We start from the raw sequence: 21,467 nt of genomic DNA, 5'->3' as shown, positions 1-21,467 counted from the left end.
CCCGACGCCGGTTGGACTGACGAGCGAGGGAGCGCAGCGACGGAGTCGAGGAGGGAAACCGGTGTCGAATGAGCCCGGAGCGAAGCGGAGGAAAGTGTTACAGCAAGTGACTGAGCAAGCCATGCTGTGGGGCGTCGGAACCTCCGCGTACGGACGCTTTCCGGAGCAGCGCGTCGAGTCGCTCGCCTGGACTGCGATCGCCGAAGCGGTGCGGGACGCGGGAATTCGGCCGGATGAGATCGAGGCCATCGTGGTCGGGTCCGTATTCGGTCCGCCCGGTGTGGCGACGCGGATTCAACGCGGGCTCGGCATTCCGGGTGTCCCGATGTGGACGATCGAAAATGCCTGCGCAAGTGGAACAAGCGCGTATCACGAGGCTGTCGAGGCGGTGCGTGTCGGACGATTCCGGTGTGTCCTCGTTCTCGGCGTGGAGCAGATGTCGACGCTGTTCTCCGGTGCGATCGTGCCCGAGGCAACCGACCCCGAAGGTGCCGCGTCGCTGCCGTTGCCCGGGCTGTACGCCCTGCAGGCGCAGCGGTATGTCGGCGAATTCGGCGTCACACCTGAGCAACTCGCAGCGGTTGCCGTGAAGAACAAGCGCAACGGCATGGACAACCCACGCGCCCAATTGCGGACGTCCGTACCGACTGTGCAGGAGGTGCTGGACTCGCGGATGATCGCCGAACCGTTGACCTTCCTGCAGTGCTGCCCGACGAGCGACGGCGCAGGGGCGGCGATCGTCGGCGTCGACCGGGGCGAGCAGAACGATCTTCGAATCGAGGCGTCCGCAATGGTTTCCGGTGCACTGTGGGACCACCGCAGTGACGACGTGTGGGGTTTCGCAAGTGTCGCGCGCGCTGCTGCGCTGGCGTTCGAACAGGCCGACCGGACGCCGCAGGAGATCGACGTCCTGGAGGTGCACGACGCCTTCACCATCGGCGAGATCATCACGCTCGAAGCGCTCGGAATCGCGCCCCGCGGCAAAGGGGCCGAGCTTGCGGCGTCGGGTCATACTGCGCGAGATGGTGCGCAGCCGGTGAACCCGAGCGGTGGCCTGCTTTCCCGCGGACATCCCTTGGGCGCAACGGGCATGGCGCAGCTGGCCGAGATCGCTTGGCAGTTGCGTGGTGTCGCGGGGGATCGGCAGGTCGCGCGGCATCGAGTTGGGCTGGTCGAGACGATGGGCGGGGGAGCAGCGGGCATGGACGGCAACGCGTGTGTGGTGACGATTCTGTCGGTGCAGCCGTGACCTACAGCGGTCTGCTCGGGTTCCGAGATGTCGGTGGACTGCGCGCGACGGACGGCCGAGTGCGAAACGGCGTCCTGTATCGCAGTGGAACACCGCAGTTCTTGAGTGTCGATGCGGCTCAGGCGTTGGTTGCCGACACCGGGATCAGGTCGACGATCGATCTGCGGCTGCCGCACGAGATCGAGCGCGAAGGTCGGGGACCGCTGGACGAACTCGGTGTTCGTTTGGTTCCGAATTCGTTCACACTCCGGGCACGGGTGGCCGAAGACTCCGCTGTCGCGCCAATGCCCGAGGACGATCCGCTCGTCGGCACCTACCTGGGCTATCTCGCCGAGGATGCTCGCGGCGTTGTCGCGCTTGTTTCCCGGTTGCTCGAACCGGAAGTGCTTCCAGCGCTGGTGCATTGCACGGTTGGCAAGGATCGGACGGGTGTCGCCGTCGCGCTGGTTCTTGATGCGATCGGGGTGCGGCGCGAGGACATCGTCGCTGATTACGCCACGAATCCTGACGACGTCGTCGCGTCGATGACGCGGCTGCGTGAGATGGCGTCCTACGGCGCGGCCGCCGACATCTATCCGCCGCAGGCGTGGACCGCACCGCCCGACGTCATGGAGCGCTTCCTGAACGAGGTCGACCGGCGGTATGGCGGAGTTCTCGCTCTGTTGGGTGCGCACGGCGTGGGACCTGAGGAGGTCCGCAGGCTGAAAGATCTACTGATCGAACGAACGGAAGGGAAACCGATGCAGGTCAACGAATCTCGCGTCATCTCCGCAACACCGGCTGCTGTCTGGGCAATCGGTGGCGACACGGCCAACGTCTCCACATGGGTGCCGGCAATCGAAAAGTCATATCAGGAAGGCGATCTCCGCTACGCGACGTTCGCGGACAACGGTGGTGACGCGACCGAGCGGATCGTCGAACACAGCGATGATCAGCGGCGCTATGTCTACGAATACCTTTCGGGACCGTTGCCGCTGCGGCTCTACAGGTCGGAGTTCGCCGTCAACGAGCACGCGGACGGCAGCGAAGTCGTCTGGGGCGCAGAGTTCCAGGCGGAGGCGCCAGAAGCCGAACCCGCTCTTGCCGAGGCTATTTCACAGATCTACAGCTCTGCACTGGAGGAGCTCGCACGGCTCGTCGAGGCGCGTTAAGCCTGCCCGAGGATGACATCGACCGCACGAGCGGCGCTTTGGCAGGCGCCTTCCATGGTCGTTGTCCAGTCGGTTCGGGTCCAGTCGCCGGCGAGTGCCAGGCCTGTGACGGAGGTGCGCTGATCGGGACGGATTCCGGCGGTGCCGGGACGTTGCGCGAACGTCGCACGTGGCATTTTGACGACGTGGCTGTGGACGACCTGCGCGTCAGCGGCTTCCGGGTAGTACTGCCGAAGCGTGGCCATTTGCAACTCGGTGATGTCGTTGGGCGTTTGCTCGACCAGCTCGTAGGCAGCAGAGACGGTCGTCGAGTAGAGCCAGCCGCGCTCGGTGTCGCGGCCGTGCATGAGCTGTCTGTCCCACACCTGCTCGAGGACTCCTTCACCACCGAGCAGGATCTCACCCCAGTCGGTCATGCCGATCGAGCGATCGAGGTAGAGATTGACGCTGACGATCGGGACGGGCGTCAATGCGTCGACTGTGGCCTTGATGCGGTCGTTCTCGGGAAGTTGGACGAGGAGGTCGCCCAGACTCCACACCGGCACGGCACAGATGACGGCGTCGGATTCGAGCAGTGTGCCGTCGTTGAGGCGTACTCCGACCACCTTGCCGTCCGCTACCTCGATGGTCTTTGCAACGCAGCGCGTCTCGATCTCCACGCCGTGGTCGGCGAAGACTTTCTCGGCGCCGTCGATGAAGAGGGTGTCCAGGTCGACGGTCGGGTAGCCGATGGATATCGGTGTGCGATGGCGGATGGCTTGCCGAAGGCCGGTGCGCAGGAGGTCGGCGGGGACCTTGGCGGACGTGATTGTTGTCTTGTCGCCGGTCAGGCCGATGACGATGCCGTCCCATAGCGATGCTCGCGCCGACGCGGGGAGTCCGATACGGCGGAACCACTCGTCCGCGGTGATTGTGTCGAGGTCGGCTGGTTGCCGGAGGACGTCCTTGATCAATCGCGCTTGCGCGAGGGCCGTGGCTGGACGGTCGCGCAGTGGCACGCCGGCGAGGTCGCCGAAAGCTGTTCGGGCGCCGGCGATTCCCGAGAAGGACGACCGGCGCGTTCTGCCGCCGGGTTCCCGGACGGTCATGTGTCCGGGGAAGGCGACGAGGTTTCGCGTGCCGACGCTCTCGAGATATCTGAAGAGGTGCTCGTAGCCGCTCGCGAAGACGTGCTGGCCGTTGTCGGGTACGTCGTCCATCGCCGAAACCGGCATGGCGACCGTGCGTCCGCCGAGGGAGCCGCGTCTTTCGAGCAGTGTCACGCGTTGGCCTGCCTCGGCGAGCCACACCGCCGACGCCAGTCCCGCGAGACCGCCGCCGATGACGATGCAGCGCCGTCGCACGTCAGCGGGAGAGTTGGTCGTCGAGTTGGACATAGTCGATTCCTAGCTCGTTGTGGAGGATTCCGGGCGCGCTTTCGTGAACCGGCCGAATCGCGTCGAGCACTCCGACGCAGGTCAGGTGGTCCGCCGGATGTACGCCCGAGCCGGAGTTGAAGCGGATAGTGGCATGGCCGACGGCGTCGTCGGTTGTGGTCGTCAGCCGATAACGCAGAAGAGCCGAGTCGGTGGCGATGTCTTGCGATATCGACTCGAAACGAACATCGTCCGACTCCGGCACAGCCTCTCCCAGGACGCGTAATGCGTTCTGGTGGGCACTATCCGAGAAAGAGGTATCGATTCCATCGACTTCCTCGGTGAGTTCCACGCGGCGTATGTTGCGTGAGATTCGGGAGAACGCACGCGAGAAACGCGTGACCAGGACGGTGTGGAATCCGCCTGTCGCGTGGAAGGTCGAACCGCCGGCTTTGCATGCTTCGAGGAGATCCGCACGAGTGAAAGCGTCGAGTGGAGCGGTGCAGATCGTGTCGATACCTGCGTTGAGGAACGACGTGACCTGGTCCGTCGCGTCGTCGCTCGAGCCAGGGATGTAGATGACGCACCGGCCATCTGCGCTGAGTTCGAGATCTTTTCGCCGACTTATTTTTTGGGTAAGCAGCGCGCCGACTCGTTCGTCGCCGTGGATCGAAACCGAGATTGTCACGCTTCCTCCAACCGGTACCGCGGGGTGAGATCGGGGAGTACGACGCCCGGCCGCGCCGCGCAGACAGCCGGTATCGAGTCGAGGATTGCGTTGACGGAGATGTCGGTGACGGCTGACCAGTCGGCTTTGAACGAGCCGTCCTCAGGTTCGGAACGGAATTCGAGTCGGCCGGGAAGTCCGTCGACCGAGATCAAGTGCCCGCCGGACAGGCTGTTCGGATGGTCCGGTCCCAGGTGCGCGTTGCCGGCACCGACGTGCCAGCATTCCTCGTTGGTCATGAACAGACGGTCGCCGAGGTAGCCCCGGTACGTCATGTGAATCGCGCCGACGGTGCCAGGGCGGATCACTGTTCCGCCGGCGCGCACCTCCACTCGCGCGGGGACCGGATACACATGTCGTTCTACGCGAACATCTTTCGCTTGCGCGCCGAAGAGCGTATGAGCGACGTTCCCGAGCACGGCGTCGAAATAAAAATGCTGCATGAGCGCGATGGCATGGTTGGAGTCGACGGCGCTGAGGTCCGTACCGAAGCCGAGGCTCGCGAGGCCGCCCCACATGCCGTCAGGCGCGGCTGACAGATCACCTACCTCGAGGAACCGAACCTCGTGCACGTCGTCGAGCAGACTCGCGAGGCGGAGGAGCACCTGCTCGACCATCAAGCCTGGGTGTAAACCGGTGCCGTGCAGGGAGACTCCTCCCTTCAGGCAGGCCGACTGGAGTCGCTCGCCGGTGAGGCGTCGTGGAATGACGCGGTCGATGACGGCGCTGGCTGCTGCTTCCAACGGTCGCTGGAGCGGTCGAGCCGAATCGACGGCTTTCATCGTCCAATGCAGCGCTGATAGGGCTTGTCGTTCGCGGGCGCCGAATACGTCGCCGGTGACCTTCATGTCGCCGATGGTGCGCAGGACCGAGAGTGCAGGCTGCGAGGAGGAGAGCCACGTCGGCATCGCCGGGTTGTGGTAGGACGCACCGGAAACCACGTTCTTGCCGGATTCGAGCAGTTCGACGACGTCGTTGTCGGCGCCTTGTAGCAGCGCCGGAGTGGTCGGCGTGTGGATGACGCAGTCGGCGTCGAGAGCGAGGATCGCAGCTTTGGAGGTCGTGGCTGAGACCCCGACGGGCGGGAGGCCGACCAGTGTCCCGATGTCTACGCCGTCTTTGTGTGGGCTGAAGACTTTGACCCCGACGACGTCGAAATCGGGGGAGTTGAGCGCGGTGTGGAGTGCTCGACCGCCCATATCGCCAGGGCCCCATACGATTACCCGGATCGGGTGTGCCACCAGAGTCTCCTCCATTCGTTTGTACCTCTAGTAGACCGGTTGGCCGGCCGTTGACGTAAGGGAAACAGGCCAGTTTCTTTCGATTTTCCGCCACGGGGTGGGACGATCAGGGCGTGCCGACGAATTTGCCACGATCGACGACCAGTGCTGCCGCTATGGTCGGCCTGGCGAGTGAGTACGGGGTGGGTGCGGAGCTTGTGTTGCGTGGTACGGGAATTTCTTGTGCCGATCTTGCCGACCCGGCTGCCGAGATTGCGGCCGCTAGCGAGCTTGCTTTAGTTCGTAATGTGGTCGGCCTGCTGGGAAATGTTCCTGGTCTGGGGCTGATTGCTGGCGCTCGTTACCATGTTGGGCTGCATGGTATTTGGGGATTTGCTCTGCTTGCCAGTGCGACGACGCGTGCGGCTCTGGAGCTGGCGTTGCGGTACTTCGATCTGACGTTCTCCTTTTCTCGCGTGCGCGTCGTCGAGCGCGATGCCGAACTGCATATCGAGATCGATGATTCGCATGTGCCGCAGCAGCTTCGACGCTTCTTGCTCGAACGAGACGCTGCGGCGGCGATGCGAGTGCAGTACGACCTGGTACAGACACGCATTCCGCCGTTGCGCGTGGAGTTGGCTGTGCCCGAGCCTGCCTGGGCTGACTTGTACGAGGAGGCAATCGGCGTTCGGCCGGTGTTCGATGCGCCGCGGAGCCTGATCGTCGGATCGTTGTCTTCGCTGGATTTGTCGCTGCCGCAGGCAAATCCGTTGATCGCTTCGACCGCGCAGCAGCAGTGCAGTGACCTGCTCCGTGCCCGACGGGAACGGCTTGGCACCGCCGCCCGGGTACGTGAGGTGCTGATCGCGGGGCCGATGCGTCTGGAATCTGTTGCAGCAGAGTTGGGTCTCAGTGAGCGGACTTTGCATCGCCGACTCGCGTCTGAAGAAACCAGCTTCAGGGAGATCGTCACTGAGACAACGGTTCTGCTGGCCCAGGAGATGCTTGCTGCGGGGCTGACGGTTGAAGATGTTGCAAGTCGGGTTGGCTACGGCGGTGCACCGGCATTTGTTGTGGCGTTCAAAAAGTGGACCGGGGTCACGCCGGGGGCTTGGGCTCGGGCGGCGTGTCAGGACTTGGTGCGGCCGCCCACGTAGCCCGGTCGTCGCGATTCGGCGTCTCGTGACGCGCCCGTTTCAGCCAAACGCGACGACTGCAGTCGGTGTGTTTGGCTGAAGACGTTGCGGTTGTGGATCGCTGAATCCTGTGCGATCCGGCTGCCGAGTGGGCTCACCTGGCGGCGACACGCGGGGCGTGCCGCCCACATAGCCCGCTCGTCGCGATTCGGCGTCTCGTGACGCGCCCGTTTCAGCCAAGCGCAACGACTGCAGTCGGTGTGTTTGGCTGAAGACGTTGCGGATCGCTGAATCCCGTGCGATCCGGCTGCCGAGTGGGCCTTCCTGGCGGCGGCACGCGGGGCGTGCCGCCCACGTAGCCCGGTCGTCGCGATTCGGCGTCTCGTGACGCGCCCGTTTCAGCCAAACGCAACGTCTGCAGTCGGTGCGTTTGGCTGAAGACGTTGCGGTTGCGGATCGCTGAATCCCGTGCGATCCGGCTGCCGAGTGGGCTCACCTGGCGCACCGGCGACGACGGGTCACACGTCAATGCTTGAAGGCGAGGGGTTCTCCGGGCTCGGTCTCGAGGACCTCGCGTTTGAAGAAGAACATCCACGTCAGGTATGCCGCGCCTACCACGAGTATGCCGATCGAAATCAGCACGGCGGTAAACGCTTCCGCTGGAGAGATGACGACGAACAGCACGACGGCCGACCAGATGAGCGCACCGACGGCGATGGGCATCTCGAACCGCCCGAGATCGAAGGCGTCCTCTTGACGGCCGAGCCGCTTTCGAACAGCAATGTAGAGAATGACTATCCCTCCGTAAAGGCACGAGGCCATCACGGTGCCGACCGTCAACAACTCGAGCAATGCGCTGCCCGGCAGAACTGCCATAAGCACGATACCGACGATGACGATCATGATCGTCGCCGGAATTGGTGTCTGCGTGCGCGGGTCGACTCGTCGCATCAGCCGATGTGCAGGGAACCGGTCGTCACGCGACATCGCAAACACGATGCGCGAACAGGTTGCCAACGTCACCAGGCCGGCACCGAAGAAGGCAAACGCTATGGCAACCAACAGAGTCCGCTCCATGACCGGACCCAGCTGATCGCGCAGAATCGCGGCAACCGGTGTATCGCTCGCGCTGATCTGGGCCATGTTGTTGATAGCGATCGTCAATGCGATCAGGAACACCAGTCCCAGAACTGCAGCAGCGAGGACGGATCCAACGATCGCGCGGGGGACTGTTCGGAACGGATTCTTTGCTTCTTCCGCCATATTCGCGGCGGAATCGAAACCGACGAGTGTGGCGAGACCCAGAATCATCGCTGCCATCAACCCGCCGCCGATGGCGTAGTAGTTGGGTGCGCCTTCCGTGATTCCGCGCGACGTCAGATTGCCGACCGAGCCCTTACCGCTCACCCCGACTGCGATGAAGAGCGCAATCGCGAGAATTACGACGATCGCCAGCTCGAGTCCCACGGCGGCAGTCGTGATCCACCCGACGATCTTCGTCGACGCAATGGCAAGAACCGCTTGTATGAACACGACCGCGAGGGTCAGCAACCGCGCGTTCGTCTCGTCCGGTGCCATGCCGAACAGTGGCATGAGCGCCGTCTTCGACAGTGCGATGCCGACGGTCACGACACCGATTGCCAAGTAGCAGAACGTCAACCAACCGAACATCCAACCGATCTTCGGATTCGCCAACCGGGACGCCCACTGATACGACGACCCGCTCAGCGGGATCCGCGCGGCGAACTGTGCAATCACCAGTGCCACAAGGGTTTGCCCGACCGCGACGATGACCCACAGCCAAATCCCGACGGGTCCGGAGTTCTGCAGCACATCGTTGTAGGTGCCGAAGATTCCGACGGCGACCGAAATGAACGCGAAAGACACCGCGAACACTTGGAAGGAACCGAGGGTGCGTTTCAGCTCCTGGTGGTAGCCGCTCTGCTCTACAGAGGCGTCACCAGCCGGTTCGTCAATCACATTCGCTTTTGTCACTTCGGGAACCACACCTTCGTCGCAGGGACGTACTCGGCACTGTCGAGGACAAGGAAGTGTGCGCCGAAAATCTCTGCGGGGAAAGGGGACAAAGGCCTCGAATGTCAATGTTTACAAAGCGGTCTCGCGCAACGCTCGATAGCCTGCATCAATGACGGGACTTGCGGTCGTTGCTGTTGCAACCGCGAACGACTACGTGGTCGACCCCGCGCGGTGGGGTAGTCCCGAAGTGGCGGCGCACTTTCCAGGCTTCGAGCACGTCGATGTCCGGACGTCGGGCGCCACGATCCGCCTTCGGCACGGCGGAACCGGGCCGCCTCTGCTACTCGTGCACGGCAATCCGCAGAACCACACCTGCTGGTACAAGGTTGCTGCGCGACTTGCCGAGCGGTACCACGTGATCCTGCCGGACCTGCGGGGTTACGGCGACAGTTCGCTGCCCGAGCCCGGGTTCGACCACGCCAACTTCACGTTCCGCGCGATGGCTCAGGATCTGCTCGATGTCATGGATCAGCTCGGGTACTCGAAGTTCTTTGTCGCGGGCCACGATCGGGGCGCCCGAACAGTTCACCGCCTATGCATCGATCATCCCGAGCGAGTGCTCAAGGTCTGCCTGATGGACATCGTCCCGAACCACTACGTATGGACCCACATCACCAAGGAATGGGTGATCGGGACCTGGCACTGGGCGTTCATGGCCCAGCCCGAGCCGTTCCCCGAAACGCTCATCGGCGCCGTGCCGCCGGAGTACTTTCTTCGCTCTCGCATGACGATCAGAGGCGGGACCGGGCTGGGCTTCCTGACCGAAGGGGCGCTCGCCGAGTACGTGCGGTGTTACACGACGAAGACGATCACGGGTTCGTGCCGGGACTATCGAGCGACCGCAACGAGTGATTTCGTCATGGACACCGCAGATGCGGCGACGAAGCTGACGATACCGACCCTTCTGCTGTGGGGTGCTCGCGGCCACCCACCCGAAAGATCGCGCGAGTTTCTCGACATCTGGCGCCGATACGCGAGCAACGTCGAGGCATGGGACCCCATGCAGTGCGGTCACTACATCCAGGAAGAACTGCCCGAACGAGTCATCGTGCACTTCGTCGAGTTCTTCGCATAGGTACGGTTGACAGATGGGCCTGCTCGATCGATATCGCGCTACTGGCGCGGACCTGCCGTTCGGTGATCCCCGGCGCGCCCACGGCGTTGCGATGGAGGGCTACTTCTGGCGGTTCAGCCAGCCCGAGTCGGGTCGGTCCGTGATCGCGCTCATCGGGGTCAATCGGTCGGACACGGGACCGTGGTCGACGCTCGGGCTTGGGTCCTATCCGGCCGGATTTCTGCGGACGATGGTGCATCCGGAAGGTTCGGCCGTCGGCGACGCCCTCGGCGCCGCGGCGGGGTCGGCCTTCCGCGGTTCGGCGGACCGACTGCAGGTCGACCTCGGACCCGACGCTTTGCTCGACGTGCGAATCTCGGACCGGATCGAGTGGCCACGTCGGTCTTTCGGCGGGTCGAGCGTCTTTCAGTCCGTCCCTGCGCTCAATCAGTACTGGCACCCGTGGCTGCTCGGCGGGAAGGTCGAGGGCACCGCGCAGCTCGGTGGCGAATCGTGGAGCCTGGACGGCGCGCAGGTGTACGGCGAAAAGAACTGGGGCAAAGGCGGATTCCCCGATTCGTGGTGGTGGGGCCAGGCGCAGGGTTTCGCTGAACCTGACGCCTGCGTCGCGTTTGCGGGTGGTGAAGTCAGCGCCGGTCCCTTGCGCACGGAGGTGACGGCACTGGTCGTGCGGTTGCCTGGAGGGAAGCTGATCCGGCTCGGAAATCCGGGTGTTTCGCCCGTGAGCGCCGACGTCGGCGACGAGACGTGGTCGCTGCGCGGGCGCCGCGGAACGCTGACTGTGACGGTCGAGGGAAGTGCGCCGTTGGGTGACGCCCACGTGTTGCCCGTGCCGCTACCGCGCGAGCGCCGCAATATCGCCGGTGCGATCGAGCATCTGGGTGGCCGTCTGGCAGTCGAGGTCCGACGGCGCGGAAAGCTCGTGTGGAGCGGGGAATCGGAGCTGGCCGGCCTCGAGCATGGCGGCATCGAACGGGCCCGGGCCGAGGTCCTACGCCGCGGCGGAAGTGCCGACGACGCAGACGCCGGGCCGGTCAGCGCACGCTGAAGCTGCTGACCGGGGCGCCGGTTCGTTCTGTCAGTTCTCGGCGAGCGTCTTGATCGATGCCAGGCCCTCGTCGAAGTCCTTGGCGATCGCCTTGTCGAAGAAGAGCTTTCCCATGAGGTTCCACAGGAAGTTGCGCTCGCCGGTCATGGTCCAGTCGAGCTTGGTGCCGCTGGGCGCCGGGGTCAGTTCGAAGATCGTCTTGTTGGAGGCCTTGAACGGCTTGATGAACTCCAGGTCGATGTCGACACGCTGCGGCGTCGAGCCGGTGATCTCCATGCGGCCGGTGCCGACCTGCTTGTTGCCCTCCCACGCGTATTTCGCGCCGGTGCCCTGCTCGGCACCCGTGAAAGTGCGCTTCAGCTCCGGGTCCTTCTTCTCCCACGGCGACCATGCACTCCAGTGGTGGAAGTCGTTGAGCAGAGCGTGAACTGCTGCCGAATCGGCGTTGACGACGGTGCTGCGCGTCTGAGTGAACTTTGGCATGCGTGAGAGGTTACATGGACTCGGGGGCCGGTTCGTCGTGTCCGAACTACAGTCGGACAGATGCAGTATCGACCGACGGCGTCCGAACTACTGGCCACGCTTGCTGAATTGCTCGAGGACACGTTGCTGCCGGCGCTTCCGCCGTCGTTGCAGCACCAGGCACGCGTGGGCGCCAATCTGGCCCGCATCGTGCAGCGCGAGGTCGAACTCCGCGCCGAGTCCGCGAAGCGCGAGAGCGACGTCCTCGCGGCGCTCCCCGAAGGCGACGAACGCGCCGAATGGGAGGCGCTCGTAGCCGTCGTCCGCGGCGACCTCGCGATTGCGAAGCCTGGCTACGACGAATGGGAAGCCGAGTGAACGACCTCGCTGCCGGTTTCGCACGTTTCCTGACCGGTGAATGGGGCCGGCCGGTGCAGGTCGGGAACGTCGTACCCGTCTCGGCCGGTGCGCGAAGGCGGAACGTGCTGCTGGACGCGGACACCGGCGACACCACTCACGCCCTGGTCGCCACCATTGTCCCGAGCGCGGTCGGGATCGTCTCCGTCTCGACGGAGGCAGCGGTTCGCGAGCTTGCGCGGGCACACGGCGTGCCGGTCCCCGCGGTCATCGCGACCTGTGACGACGCGGCTTTCGTCGGCGGACCGTTCCTGCTGTCGGAGCGCGTCGACGGTGAGACCGTGCCGCGCAAAGTGTTACGACTCGTCCAGCAGGAGGGAATCGGTGACCTGGTCGCTGCGCAACTGGGCGCCGCGATGGCCGCGTTGCACAGCATCGATCCTGCGTTGGCGCCAGAAAGTCTCCCCGGATCGCCCGATGTCGATCCGGCGGCACAGTTGCTCGCGGAGCTGACGGCGGCTGTCGGAACCTTGCTCGCGGATCGGCGCGTCTTCACCTATGCGCTGCGCTGGCTGGAACGACACCGGCCCGAACCGTTGCAACGGCCTGCCCTGGTACACACGGACATCCGTAACGGGAACATCATCGTCGGCCCCGACGGCCTGCGTGCCGTACTGGACTGGGAGGGTGCACACCGGTTCGGCGACCCGATGCGCGATGCCGCGTGGTCGGCCCTGCGGATGTGGCGATTTCGCGAAGACGACCGTGAGATAGGTGGATTCGCGAACCGCGACGTGTTCGTGTCCGCGTACGAGAAGGCAGGCGGCACCTTCGATGAGGATCGATTCCGCTGGTGGAAGGTGCTGGTCACACTGTGGTGGGGTGTGGGTTTGGCGAGCCAAGCCGCCGCGCATCTGGACGGCACCGTGCGCAATGTGGTCATGGCGGCAAGTGGCCGCCGGATCCACGAAATCGAGTGGGATCTGTTGATGCTGCTGCGGCCCACATCCCCTGAAATCGAGGAGTAGCAATGGATTTCGACCTTCCCGCCGAGCTCGTCGCCTACCTGGCTGAGCTGGACGAGTTCATCGAGTCGGAGATCGTTCCCCTCGAGCAGGAGGACGACAACATCCGTTTCTTCGACCACAGGCGGGAAGACGCGCGCACCGACTGGGAACGCGGGGGATTGCCGAACGCGGAATGGGAGGCGCTGCTCGCGGAAGCCCGCCGTCGGGCAGACGTCGCCGGGCATTTGCGCTACCCGTTCCCACAGGAATACGGCGGACGCGACGGCACCAACCTCGGTATGGCGGTGATTCGCGAGCACCTGGCGCGGCGCGGCCTCGGGCTACACTGCGATCTGCAGAACGAGCATGCGATCGTCGGCAATAACGTCGGTCTGCTGCTTATGCTCGAATATGGTTCTCCCGCACAGCAATCCGAATGGGTCGACGATCTGGCAGCCGGGCGGCGGTTCTTCGCGTTCGGCATCACCGAACCCGAGCACGGGTCCGACGCCACGCACATGGAGACCACCGCGGTCCGTGACGGTGACGACTGGATCATCAACGGCACCAAGACATGGAACACCGGCGTCCATACCGCGGCCGCAGATCTGATCTTTGCCCGCACGTCGGGAAACGCGGGGGACGGTGCGGGGATCACGGCATTCCTGGTACCAATGGGCACGGCGGGGTTCGTCGTCGAGGAGTATCTCTGGACGTTCAACATGCCGACCGACCACGCGCGTGTGTCGCTGACCGGCGTGCGAGTGCCGGACACGGCGATACTCGGCACGGAGGGGCGCGGCCTGGCAGTCGTCCAGCACTTCTTCAACGAGAACCGGATTCGGCAGGCCGCGTCGAGTCTCGGTGCGGCTCAGTACTGTATCGACCAATCTGTAGAGTTTGCCAAGCAGCGCAAGCCTTTCGGGAAGCCGCTCGCGTCGAATCAGGCGATTCAATTTCCGCTTGTCGAATTGCACACGCAATGCACGATGCTGCGCGTCTTGATTCACAAGACCGCGTGGTCGATGGACCGCGACGGCCCGTTTTCGGTGTCCGATCAAGTCTCGATGTGCAATTACTGGGCGAACCGGCTCTGCTGCGAGGCGGCCGACCGCGCAATGCAGGTCCATGGCGGGCTCGGCTACTCACGCCACAAGCCGTTCGAGCACATCTACCGCCACCACCGTCGCTACCGAATCACCGAGGGCGCCGAAGAGATTCAGTTGCGCCGCGTCGCGGGTTACCTGTTCGGCTTCATGGCGCAGGCAGCGCCGAAGGGCGTGTGATCCGGCTATCCGTTGCCGATGAAGTCGGCGATGAGGGCATTGACCTCCTGCGGCTGCTCTAGCTGGAGGAAGTGCCCGGCACCGCTGATCCGCTCGACAGCGCTGCCCTCCGGTAGTACCCCCGCTGCCCGATCCGCAAAGTCGACGGAGATGCAGCCGTCGTCGACGCCGTGCAGGTAGAGCGTGGGTACGCGGGTCGCCTGGGTCCAGGCTGCTTGCGCGGCGCGGTAGGCGGCCGGCGGCTTGCTTGGTCGCAACGCGGCTCGGTAGTAACTCAATGCGGCGGTACGGTTTTCGCTCGGATACAGCGAGTCCGCAACGTGGCGGAGATCTTCTGTCGCATCGAAACCGGGCGACCACCGGCGCCAGAGGAAAGGCACCAATCGTTCCAGGCGATCTTCCGAGACTCCCGGCAGCTGGACGAACATCATGTACCAACTCATGGGCAACTGCGTCGCGAGCAGCCGCGGCATGGCGATCAGATCGGCCACCGAGCGGGACGGTGTGAACGCCGGAATGGGAGGCACCGCAAGCGAAACCACTTTCCGGAACGGCGACGTGCGAAACGCGCCGAGCCCGTTCGCAGTGACCGCACCCCAGTCGTGCCCGATGACGACTGCACGGTCGTCACCGCCCAGGGCTTCGTGAATCCCCAGGACGTCCTGCATCAGGGCGCCGACGTGAAAGCTGCCGTCGTCCGGGATCGACGTCGGCGCATAGCCGCGGGAGAACGGGGCAACGACCCGCCAACCGCGTTCGGCAAGCATCGGCCCCAGGAATCGCCACGTCCACGCCGTATCGGGGAAGCCGTGCAGGCAGAGCGCGAGCGGGCCGTCCACCGGACCCCACTCCAAGGCTGCGACCGCGATTGCGGGCAGCTCGACGCGAGTGTCGCGGGGCTCGGTCACGCGCGTGACCTAACGGCCCGAGGTGTCGGAATCGACGTGATCCACGACGGCCGCGTAGGCCTCGGCCAAGTGCTTCAGGCCTTCGCTCGTTACGAGTCCCGAATCGGCAGACTTCTTGATCGCGCTGAGAATCGCTACCGCGGTCTCTTGCTTCAACGACATGCCAACCTCCTGGTGAACAGCACAGCGACACGGTGTCCTGTGCTTCGGTGTTCTGTGGTTCGGTGTTCTGTGGTTCATTGAAGCTGCCGGTCGTTTCCGCGCGGCAGTCGGGTGCCCCGCGCGATTATGATGACGACGCGATCCGACGAAGGGCGGCCGGTGTGCAGCAGAGACCATTCACAGTTGGTGTCGCAAGTGGCGACGGCCTGATCGCGCGTTTCGGCGACGTGGTCGCATACGCCGGTGGCGACGACGAAACCGTGCGGCAACTACTCGTGGCGGTCGACGCCGCCGCTCGCACGCAGCACCCTGGCGCCGGATTGCCCGAGCGCCTGGCGCCGATCGCATTCGGCCCTGCCAGGGGGCTCAGATTCGGTGTTCTCGCCCCGACCGCCGACGGAGTTCTCGTTCTTCTGAAGGGCGCGGTCACGGCCGACATTCGAGCGCGTGAAGGCGGCCGAACCCTGTCGGGTGTCGACGGTCCGCGCTGGGCGAGCGCGCCCGTTCCCGACACCGCGCAGAGTGTCGGCATCTACGAAGGTGGCCGCCCCGCGGCACCGCCGCGCGCGCTCACGGACCTACGGGCAGGTGTCGTGCCAGGCAGCGGATTCGTCATGGTTCGTGGCGGTGTAGCTGTCTCCTCGCCGGATCACATGGAAACTGTTGCAACGGTACGGATTCCGTCTAAAGCAGCCGCGACACCGGCGTTCCGGACGCCGGTCGAGACAGCCGCTGCGACACCGGTGATCGGTGTGCTGACGACATCCGACGGCGCCGTGTACCCGTTGGATCGGCCCTACGTCATCGGGCGTGCGCCGCTTTCGGACGACCTCGTCGCGAACGCGTCGGCGTCACCGATCGTCGTCGAGTACGACCCGTACGTGTCGCGGGTGCACGCATACGTCACGGTGGACCGGGGCGGTGTGTTCGTGCGCGACGCAGGCACCCCCGCGGGGACCTTTATCGCACCGACCGGTGCGGAGACGTGGACCCAGATCGGCTCCACCCCAGCCCGATTGGAACCGGGGTGGAACCTGCGGGTCGGCGACTGGATCGTTACCCATGTCGCAGGTGGTATGCGCTAGCGGGTGAGTGCTAGCGCGCTGCGGACCGTTCCGCCGCCAGCACACTCCAGTCCCCGGCGCGGAGCGCGTTGACCGCGGTCGGGGCGACCTGGGTCCGGCTTTTCACCGCCTTCTGCGCGGCCGTCACATCAGCGGGATGGTGGCCCAGAACCGTCGCGCCCACGACCCGGCCGTGCGTCAGTATCAAACGCCGATACGAACGTCGCGCCGGCCGGTCGATGACGATGACCTCGTCCGTCGCCGCCGGCGTCACCTTGCCGATCGAGAAAAGCTCGAGGTCAACGCCTTTCAGAATCGTCGCGGGGGTCTCCGAGGTCAGGACCATCTCGCCGCCGAGCGCATTCACGGCTGCCGCTTCCGCCTGCTCGACCGCAACAGGCCAGAGCCCCCAGACGTGTCCGTCGTGTTCGGCGACATCACCGGCGGCATAGACCCAGCGCGTCCGTGTGCGCATCCGGTCGTCGACAAGAACGCCCTTGCCGACCGGGATTCCCGCCTCGCGGGCGAGGTCGGCATTGGGTCGAACGCCGACGGCGGTGAGGAAGACGTCGCACGGTAGTTCGCGACCGTCCTTCAGCAGAGCCCCGGTTACACCCGGCGCACCGACGACGCGGTCGGTCTCGGCGCGTCGCAGTATCTCGATGCCCTGGTTCTTGAAGTGCTGCGCGACATGCTCGGAGCAGCGCGGATCGATCTGCCTGCTCAGCAGTCTGTCGCCACGTTCGAGTACGGTCACCTGCAACCCGAGCAGGTGCAACGAGTACGCGGCTTCGAGCCCGAGCAGCCCACCGCCGGCCACGACGGCTCGGCGGCAGTCGTGCTGCTGGGCGTATGCGCGGATCCGCATCGCGTCACCGGCTTCGCGCAGGACGAAACTTCCCTCCCGGTCCAGGCCAGGAGTCGGCGGTACGGTCGCGCTCGAGCCCATCGCAAGAATCAAGCGGTCGTATGGCAGGGCTTCACCAGTGCCGAGCAGAACGCGTTGCGACGGTACGTCGATGCGTCGTGCCATCGTGTTGAGCCATGCATGGACACCGTGGTCGTCGTACCACTGCTCGGGAAGCAGGTAGAGGCCCTGCATCGCGGACCGGCCGTAGACGAGCCGCGAGATCCCCATCCGGTTGTAGAGCGCATGCGACTCCCGCCCGACGAGGTGAATCTCGCAGTCGGGATGCCCGCGTCGCACGAAATCGGCTGCAGTCACCGCGGCAATTCCGCCGCCGATAACGACGACGCTGACGATCGAACGGTCGTACCTTGTCGGCTTCGCGCCCGCGCCGTCGCCGGGCTCCGGAGTGAGCGACATCGTGACGGTGCCGGACTCGATCCGTGCGCAGCAGGCCATGCGCGTGGTCTTGCCGAGACCGAGGCGTCGCAGTGTGTTCTGTTCGTCCTGTTCCGGCGCGGACAGACAAGACATCCCGTCCAGGACGGCGACCGGGTCGGCGCCGCACACGCCCATCCGGCAACCGGCCTCGATGGGTTGCTTGTTCTTCTCGGCAATCTCGAGCAAGCTCGTGCCGACTTCGGCGGCAACGGGAACACCGTCGGTTCCGAAGCGGACCCGCGCCGCCCCCTCGCCGCCGGCCGCGGCGACGGGCTCGAGTGGCAACAACCGAACGGGGTCGGTCCGCGTGCCCGACGTCCACGCGAATTGCAGTTCGGTGACCCGAGTTCGGGCGATCCATAGCAGCGTCACCACGGCGACCGCGGTACTGATCAACCAGCGCAGCCACGCAACCTCGATACCGGTCACCTCGGCGAAAGACGACGCGACGACGGGCCCGACGAACCAGTAGAAGATATTGAGCGCCGCTGCCGCGTACCCGATCGCCACCATGGCCGGGCTGAGAGGCGACACCGCCTCGATCGCGAAGTAGGACCCGACGCTGACGAGAACGAAAAGCCCTAGCAGACCGTACTTTTCCAGCGCGGGGAGATCCTGGCCCACCGCGGTGAAGAACCCGAGGATGAAGCCCGGTAGCGCGGCGACGAACAGCTTGCGCTGCGCGGTCCAGCTTCGGTCCGGATCGACAAGGTCGGCTTGATAGGCCGCCCGCGGCTTGAAGTCGTAGCAATTCTTCGCGCACCCGACGCAGGACGGGCAGTGGCTGTTCGGGACGGTGACGAACGGGGTTTGTGCGTAGGCGCGCTGCAGGGGAAAGAGCGGGCAGATGCTGCTGCACCAGCCACTCTTGCCCTTGAAGACATAGCCGCCTGTAAACGCAACTGTGGCAACAAGTGCGAGGACCACACCGGTCGCCGCAGCGCTCTGGTCGAGCCCCGCGAGCCGCGAACCCGCAATCCCGAAGAACAGCGCCATCGCAACCAGGTAGCCGCGATTGCGCACCCAGTCGGGCGGGTTCAACGCGCGAGTGAAACCGAGCACGCGGGGAATCTGGTTGGTCGCGGCGAGCGGACAGATGTTGCGCCACAGTCCAGGTGCGACGAGGAAGAGGGCAGGCAGGACCGGGACGATGACGCCGAAGAAGATGAACAGCCCTGCCGCAGGACGAACGAAGAGCAGCACGATCACGAAGAGGTAGGTCAGGATGCTGACCACCCGGATCGCCTGCCACGCCAGCAGAGGCAGCTTCTTCGGTAGATCGGTGTAAGCCGGGAACAATTCACGCTTGCCGGTCGGGTCGATGCCGAGCACTCGCTCTGCCAGAGCGACCATTCGCGTCGGTTCGACAGCCGCGCGCGGCGGCGGGGGAGCGCCGACTCTGATGCCGAGGCGGGTCGAGTCGTGATCTGACTCCGGCTCGGGCGCGGCTTTTTCGGCGCCGCGGACGGTCGGTACCGAAATCACGATGATCTCGGAATGCCCTAGGCGCAGAACATCTCCCAGGCGCAGATCCGCGCGGCCATGCAGTGCGACGCCGTTGAGCGTCGTCCCGTTGCGGCTGCCCAAATCAACGACGGACAGCGCTGTCGGGCTCGGCACGATGCGCAGGTGTTCGCGAGACACTTCTGTGTCGGCGAGGTTCTCGCCGGCGCAATCGCGGCCGACGAGGATCGGACCACTCAACTCGATTCGGCGGGGACGGCGGCCCCATTCCCGAATTTCCACTACGGGGTTGCTCGGGTTCATTGCGGCCGCTCGCTCTCTCACGCCGGGTTTGCGTGGCTTATCGTACGCGTGGCAGGCCGCCGTAGCGCCCCGGAAAACCCTGGAGCGATGCGGTTTGGTTGTACACTTTCGCGCATGCCGCTGCCCGCCGGTTCCGTGTTCGCAGGCTTCACCATCGTGCGCATGCTTGGTTCCGGCGGTATGGGTGAGGTCTACCTCGTCGATCATCCTCGGCTGCCACGCCGCGAGGCTCTGAAGATCCTGCCCGCCGCGCTTACTGCGGACAACGAGTTCCGGCAGCGATTCGTCCGCGAAGCCGACCTCGCAGCGGGCATGTGGCACCCGCATATCGTCGCGGTGCACGATCGCGGCGAATTCGACGGTCAGCTGTGGATCACGATGGATTACGTCGAGGGAACTGACGCGGCGGTTCTGCTCCGCGGGCGCTTCCCGGCAGGTCTGCCGCCGCACTTCGCCGCCGAGATCGTCACCGGGGTCGCCGACGCGCTCGATCACGCGCACGAGCGGGGCCTGCTTCATCGTGACGTGAAGCCGGCCAACATTCTGCTCAGCGATTCGGAGCCGGAGTCGCGGCGTCGTCGAGTCTTGTTGTCCGACTTCGGTATTGCGCGCAAGATGGACGACGCCAGTGGGCTGACGGCGACGAACATGACCGTTGGCTCGATCGCTTACGCGGCGCCGGAGCAGCTCATGGGGGCAACGCTGGACGGGCAGGCCGATCAATACGCCCTGGCGACGACTGCCTTTCACCTGCTGACCGGAAAACCACCGTTCGACAACTCGAATGCGGCAGTGATCATCAGCAACCATCTGACGTCGCCCCCACCGAGAATGGCGGACCGTCGCCCAGATCTTGCGGTCCTGGACGCCGTCATCTCCAAAGGCATGGCAAAAGACCCCGCCGACCGCTACGGATCCTGTTCCGAATTTGCGCAGGCTCTCGCCGATGTCGTGGCTGCGCAACCACGTACCGACCACGCGACGATGATCGGTCAGCCCGCCGCGAAGACGCCTGCCGCGCAGCCATCGCGGGTCGCACCACCACCTAGGCAGGCTGCCAAGGCTCCGGTAGTTGCGCCGACACCGGCTGACGTAGGAACGCGGGAGGCGAAACCTGCGCGAAGCCGTCGGACCTGGGTGATTGCCGCAGTGGCGGCAATACTCGTTGCCGCCGCAGTTGCAGTCGGAGTTGTGTTGTCGCAACGTTCGTCGGACTCGGGTGGGTCCGCAGCGCCGGGTGCGAGTCCCGGCGCGAGTTCGGGGGAAGTAGCTCCTGATTCGTCCCTCGTGCCGGCATCCCGGGCGAACGGCCTGCTGGTGAGCGCGGAGCAACTCGCAACAATGACGGGTCAGCCACTGGAAGCTGCGTCGACGTCGGCCGCCCTGCTCGATGCCTCGGGAGACTTCAGGCGACCGGAATGCGTCGGTTCCATCTATCCGCTCGAGAGTCAGGTCTACGCCGACACCGGTTACACCGCGCTGCGGCAAAGTCTGTCTTCGACGTCCGAGTCGGCAGCGGTGTACTACATCGTCGACCAATCGGTGGCTCTCCTGCCGTCGGCCGATCGGGCGACGAAGGTGCTCGACGACTCGAAAGCGCAGTGGCAGAGCTGCGCCGGATCGATCCAGTTCGACAACCAGGACGGAAGCACCGTCAACGCGACATTGGCCGCGGTCGAAAGCCGCGACAACGTGATCGTCCAGAACAGGACCGTTCCCGAGGGCGTGACGACCGGATACGTCTGCCAGCACACCATGGGCGTGCAGTCGAACGTCGTCGCCGAGGCGGTCGTGTGCGGTGACACCGACATCGGAAACAAATCGCAGGAAATCGTCGCGGCGATTCTGGCGAATTCTGCGGGGTAGATCCCGTCGTCGGCCCCGGATCCATTCCGTCGGAAGCCATTCCGCTCCTGGCGCCCGCCGCCCCTCCCGTCCCACGCCGCACCCCGGCTAGGGAGTCGCACCAGCTTTCGGGCCCTATTCTCGGGCGGATTCAAGCGGTGGTTGCAACAGCGGGTGGATTTGGTGGATTGGACAGTAGCTCGTCGAGGACTTCGGCCGGCTTTTTCCAGCCGAGAGTTTTGCGGGGGCGGTTGTTGAGTTGC

Annotated in this window: 18 protein-coding genes; 10 read left to right on the top strand and 8 right to left on the bottom strand. The window is 65.0% G+C overall.

Annotation, left to right across the window (positions count from 1 at the left end; genetic code table 11):
• The first annotated feature begins 121 nt into the window (after nucleotides 1-121).
• Nucleotides 122-1,249 carry a thiolase family protein gene (locus tag JGU72_RS29485; protein WP_199687902.1) on the top strand — a complete coding sequence of 376 codons (1,128 nt, stop codon included), beginning with the start codon at nucleotides 122-124 and terminating at the stop codon, nucleotides 1,247-1,249.
• Complete coding sequence (locus JGU72_RS30935) at nucleotides 1,246-2,400, top strand: tyrosine-protein phosphatase (protein WP_307828663.1); 1,155 nt, start codon at nucleotides 1,246-1,248, stop codon at nucleotides 2,398-2,400. Before JGU72_RS29485 ends, JGU72_RS30935 begins: the two co-directional genes overlap by 4 nt.
• Here the strand turns inward: JGU72_RS30935 and JGU72_RS29470 are convergent.
• From JGU72_RS29470 to JGU72_RS29460, 3 genes are read right to left on the bottom strand one after another with little or no spacing between them, the layout of a single operon-like run.
• Complete coding sequence (locus tag JGU72_RS29470) at nucleotides 2,397-3,776, bottom strand: hydroxysqualene dehydroxylase (protein WP_199687865.1); 1,380 nt, start codon at nucleotides 3,774-3,776, stop codon at nucleotides 2,397-2,399. The genes JGU72_RS30935 and JGU72_RS29470 overlap by 4 nt on opposite strands.
• Nucleotides 3,745-4,443, bottom strand: a complete 699-nt coding sequence (locus JGU72_RS29465) for a hypothetical protein (protein WP_199687864.1) — start codon at nucleotides 4,441-4,443, stop codon at nucleotides 3,745-3,747. Before JGU72_RS29465 ends, JGU72_RS29470 begins: the two co-directional genes overlap by 32 nt.
• Nucleotides 4,440-5,723, bottom strand: a complete 1,284-nt coding sequence (locus JGU72_RS29460; RefSeq protein ID WP_199687863.1) for a hypothetical protein — start codon at nucleotides 5,721-5,723, stop codon at nucleotides 4,440-4,442. The genes JGU72_RS29465 and JGU72_RS29460 overlap by 4 nt, the downstream gene beginning before the upstream one ends.
• 113 nt (nucleotides 5,724-5,836) lie before the next feature.
• On the opposite strand from JGU72_RS29460, the gene JGU72_RS29455 reads away from it, so the two are divergent.
• A complete protein-coding gene (locus tag JGU72_RS29455) occupies nucleotides 5,837-6,859 on the top strand; it encodes an AraC family transcriptional regulator (RefSeq protein ID WP_307828662.1) in 1,023 nt (340 codons plus the stop codon).
• 504 nt (nucleotides 6,860-7,363) lie between these two features.
• On the opposite strand, the gene JGU72_RS29450 is transcribed toward JGU72_RS29455, so the two are convergent.
• Nucleotides 7,364-8,818, bottom strand: a complete 1,455-nt coding sequence (locus JGU72_RS29450; RefSeq protein WP_307828661.1) for an APC family permease — start codon at nucleotides 8,816-8,818, stop codon at nucleotides 7,364-7,366.
• A gap of 166 nt (nucleotides 8,819-8,984) precedes the next feature.
• Between JGU72_RS29450 and JGU72_RS29445 the strand changes: the two genes are divergently transcribed.
• Entirely contained in the window at nucleotides 8,985-9,950 is a 966-nt protein-coding gene (locus JGU72_RS29445) for an alpha/beta fold hydrolase (protein ID WP_199687861.1), read from the top strand.
• Between the two features lie 13 nt (nucleotides 9,951-9,963).
• Nucleotides 9,964-10,998, top strand: a complete 1,035-nt coding sequence (locus tag JGU72_RS29440) for a tocopherol cyclase family protein (protein WP_199687860.1) — start codon at nucleotides 9,964-9,966, stop codon at nucleotides 10,996-10,998.
• Nucleotides 10,999-11,028: 30 nt separating this feature from the next.
• Here JGU72_RS29440 and JGU72_RS29435 read toward each other — a convergent pair whose 3' ends face one another.
• On the bottom strand, nucleotides 11,029-11,481 hold the full coding sequence (locus tag JGU72_RS29435) for an SRPBCC family protein (RefSeq protein WP_199687859.1): 453 nt from the start codon (nucleotides 11,479-11,481) through the stop codon (nucleotides 11,029-11,031).
• Between the two features lie 60 nt (nucleotides 11,482-11,541).
• Between JGU72_RS29435 and JGU72_RS29430 the strand changes: the two genes are divergently transcribed.
• The 3 genes from JGU72_RS29430 to JGU72_RS29420 are packed head-to-tail and all read left to right on the top strand — an operon-like array spanning nucleotide 11,542 to nucleotide 14,110.
• Complete coding sequence (locus JGU72_RS29430; protein WP_199687858.1) at nucleotides 11,542-11,838, top strand: DUF6285 domain-containing protein; 297 nt, start codon at nucleotides 11,542-11,544, stop codon at nucleotides 11,836-11,838.
• Complete coding sequence (locus JGU72_RS29425; RefSeq protein WP_199687857.1) at nucleotides 11,835-12,845, top strand: phosphotransferase family protein; 1,011 nt, start codon at nucleotides 11,835-11,837, stop codon at nucleotides 12,843-12,845. The genes JGU72_RS29430 and JGU72_RS29425 overlap by 4 nt, the downstream gene beginning before the upstream one ends.
• Nucleotides 12,846-12,847: 2 nt before the next feature.
• Nucleotides 12,848-14,110: an acyl-CoA dehydrogenase family protein gene (locus JGU72_RS29420; RefSeq protein ID WP_199687856.1), complete on the top strand. Its 1,263-nt coding sequence runs from the start codon at nucleotides 12,848-12,850 to the stop codon at nucleotides 14,108-14,110.
• A 5-nt stretch (nucleotides 14,111-14,115) separates the two neighbouring features.
• Here JGU72_RS29420 and JGU72_RS29415 read toward each other — a convergent pair whose 3' ends face one another.
• Nucleotides 14,116-15,018 carry an alpha/beta fold hydrolase gene (locus JGU72_RS29415; protein WP_199687855.1) on the bottom strand — a complete coding sequence of 301 codons (903 nt, stop codon included), beginning with the start codon at nucleotides 15,016-15,018 and terminating at the stop codon, nucleotides 14,116-14,118.
• 9 nt (nucleotides 15,019-15,027) lie between these two features.
• On the bottom strand, nucleotides 15,028-15,180 hold the full coding sequence (locus tag JGU72_RS29410; protein WP_199687854.1) for a hypothetical protein: 153 nt from the start codon (nucleotides 15,178-15,180) through the stop codon (nucleotides 15,028-15,030).
• 161 nt (nucleotides 15,181-15,341) lie between these two features.
• Here JGU72_RS29410 and JGU72_RS31370 point away from each other — a divergent pair, with 161 nt between their 5' ends.
• Nucleotides 15,342-16,265, top strand: coding sequence for an FHA domain-containing protein (locus JGU72_RS31370; RefSeq protein ID WP_199687853.1), 924 nt, complete (start codon nucleotides 15,342-15,344; stop codon nucleotides 16,263-16,265).
• A 10-nt stretch (nucleotides 16,266-16,275) separates the two neighbouring features.
• Here the strand turns inward: JGU72_RS31370 and JGU72_RS29400 are convergent, their stop codons facing one another.
• Nucleotides 16,276-19,359 (bottom strand): FAD-dependent oxidoreductase, encoded by a 3,084-nt coding sequence (locus tag JGU72_RS29400; RefSeq protein WP_199687852.1) that lies wholly within the window; start codon nucleotides 19,357-19,359, stop codon nucleotides 16,276-16,278.
• A 114-nt stretch (nucleotides 19,360-19,473) separates the two neighbouring features.
• Between JGU72_RS29400 and JGU72_RS31365 the strand changes: the two genes are divergently transcribed.
• Nucleotides 19,474-21,225, top strand: a complete 1,752-nt coding sequence (locus JGU72_RS31365) for a serine/threonine-protein kinase PknH/PknJ (RefSeq protein ID WP_199687851.1) — start codon at nucleotides 19,474-19,476, stop codon at nucleotides 21,223-21,225.
• The last annotated feature ends 242 nt before the right edge of the window (nucleotides 21,226-21,467 follow it).

It is taken from the genome of Antrihabitans auranticaus, from assembly GCF_016481275.1.
In the GTDB taxonomy this organism is placed as follows: Bacteria; Actinomycetota; Actinomycetes; order Mycobacteriales; family Mycobacteriaceae; genus Antrihabitans.
This window is presented reverse-complemented; position numbering and strand designations above follow the sequence as displayed.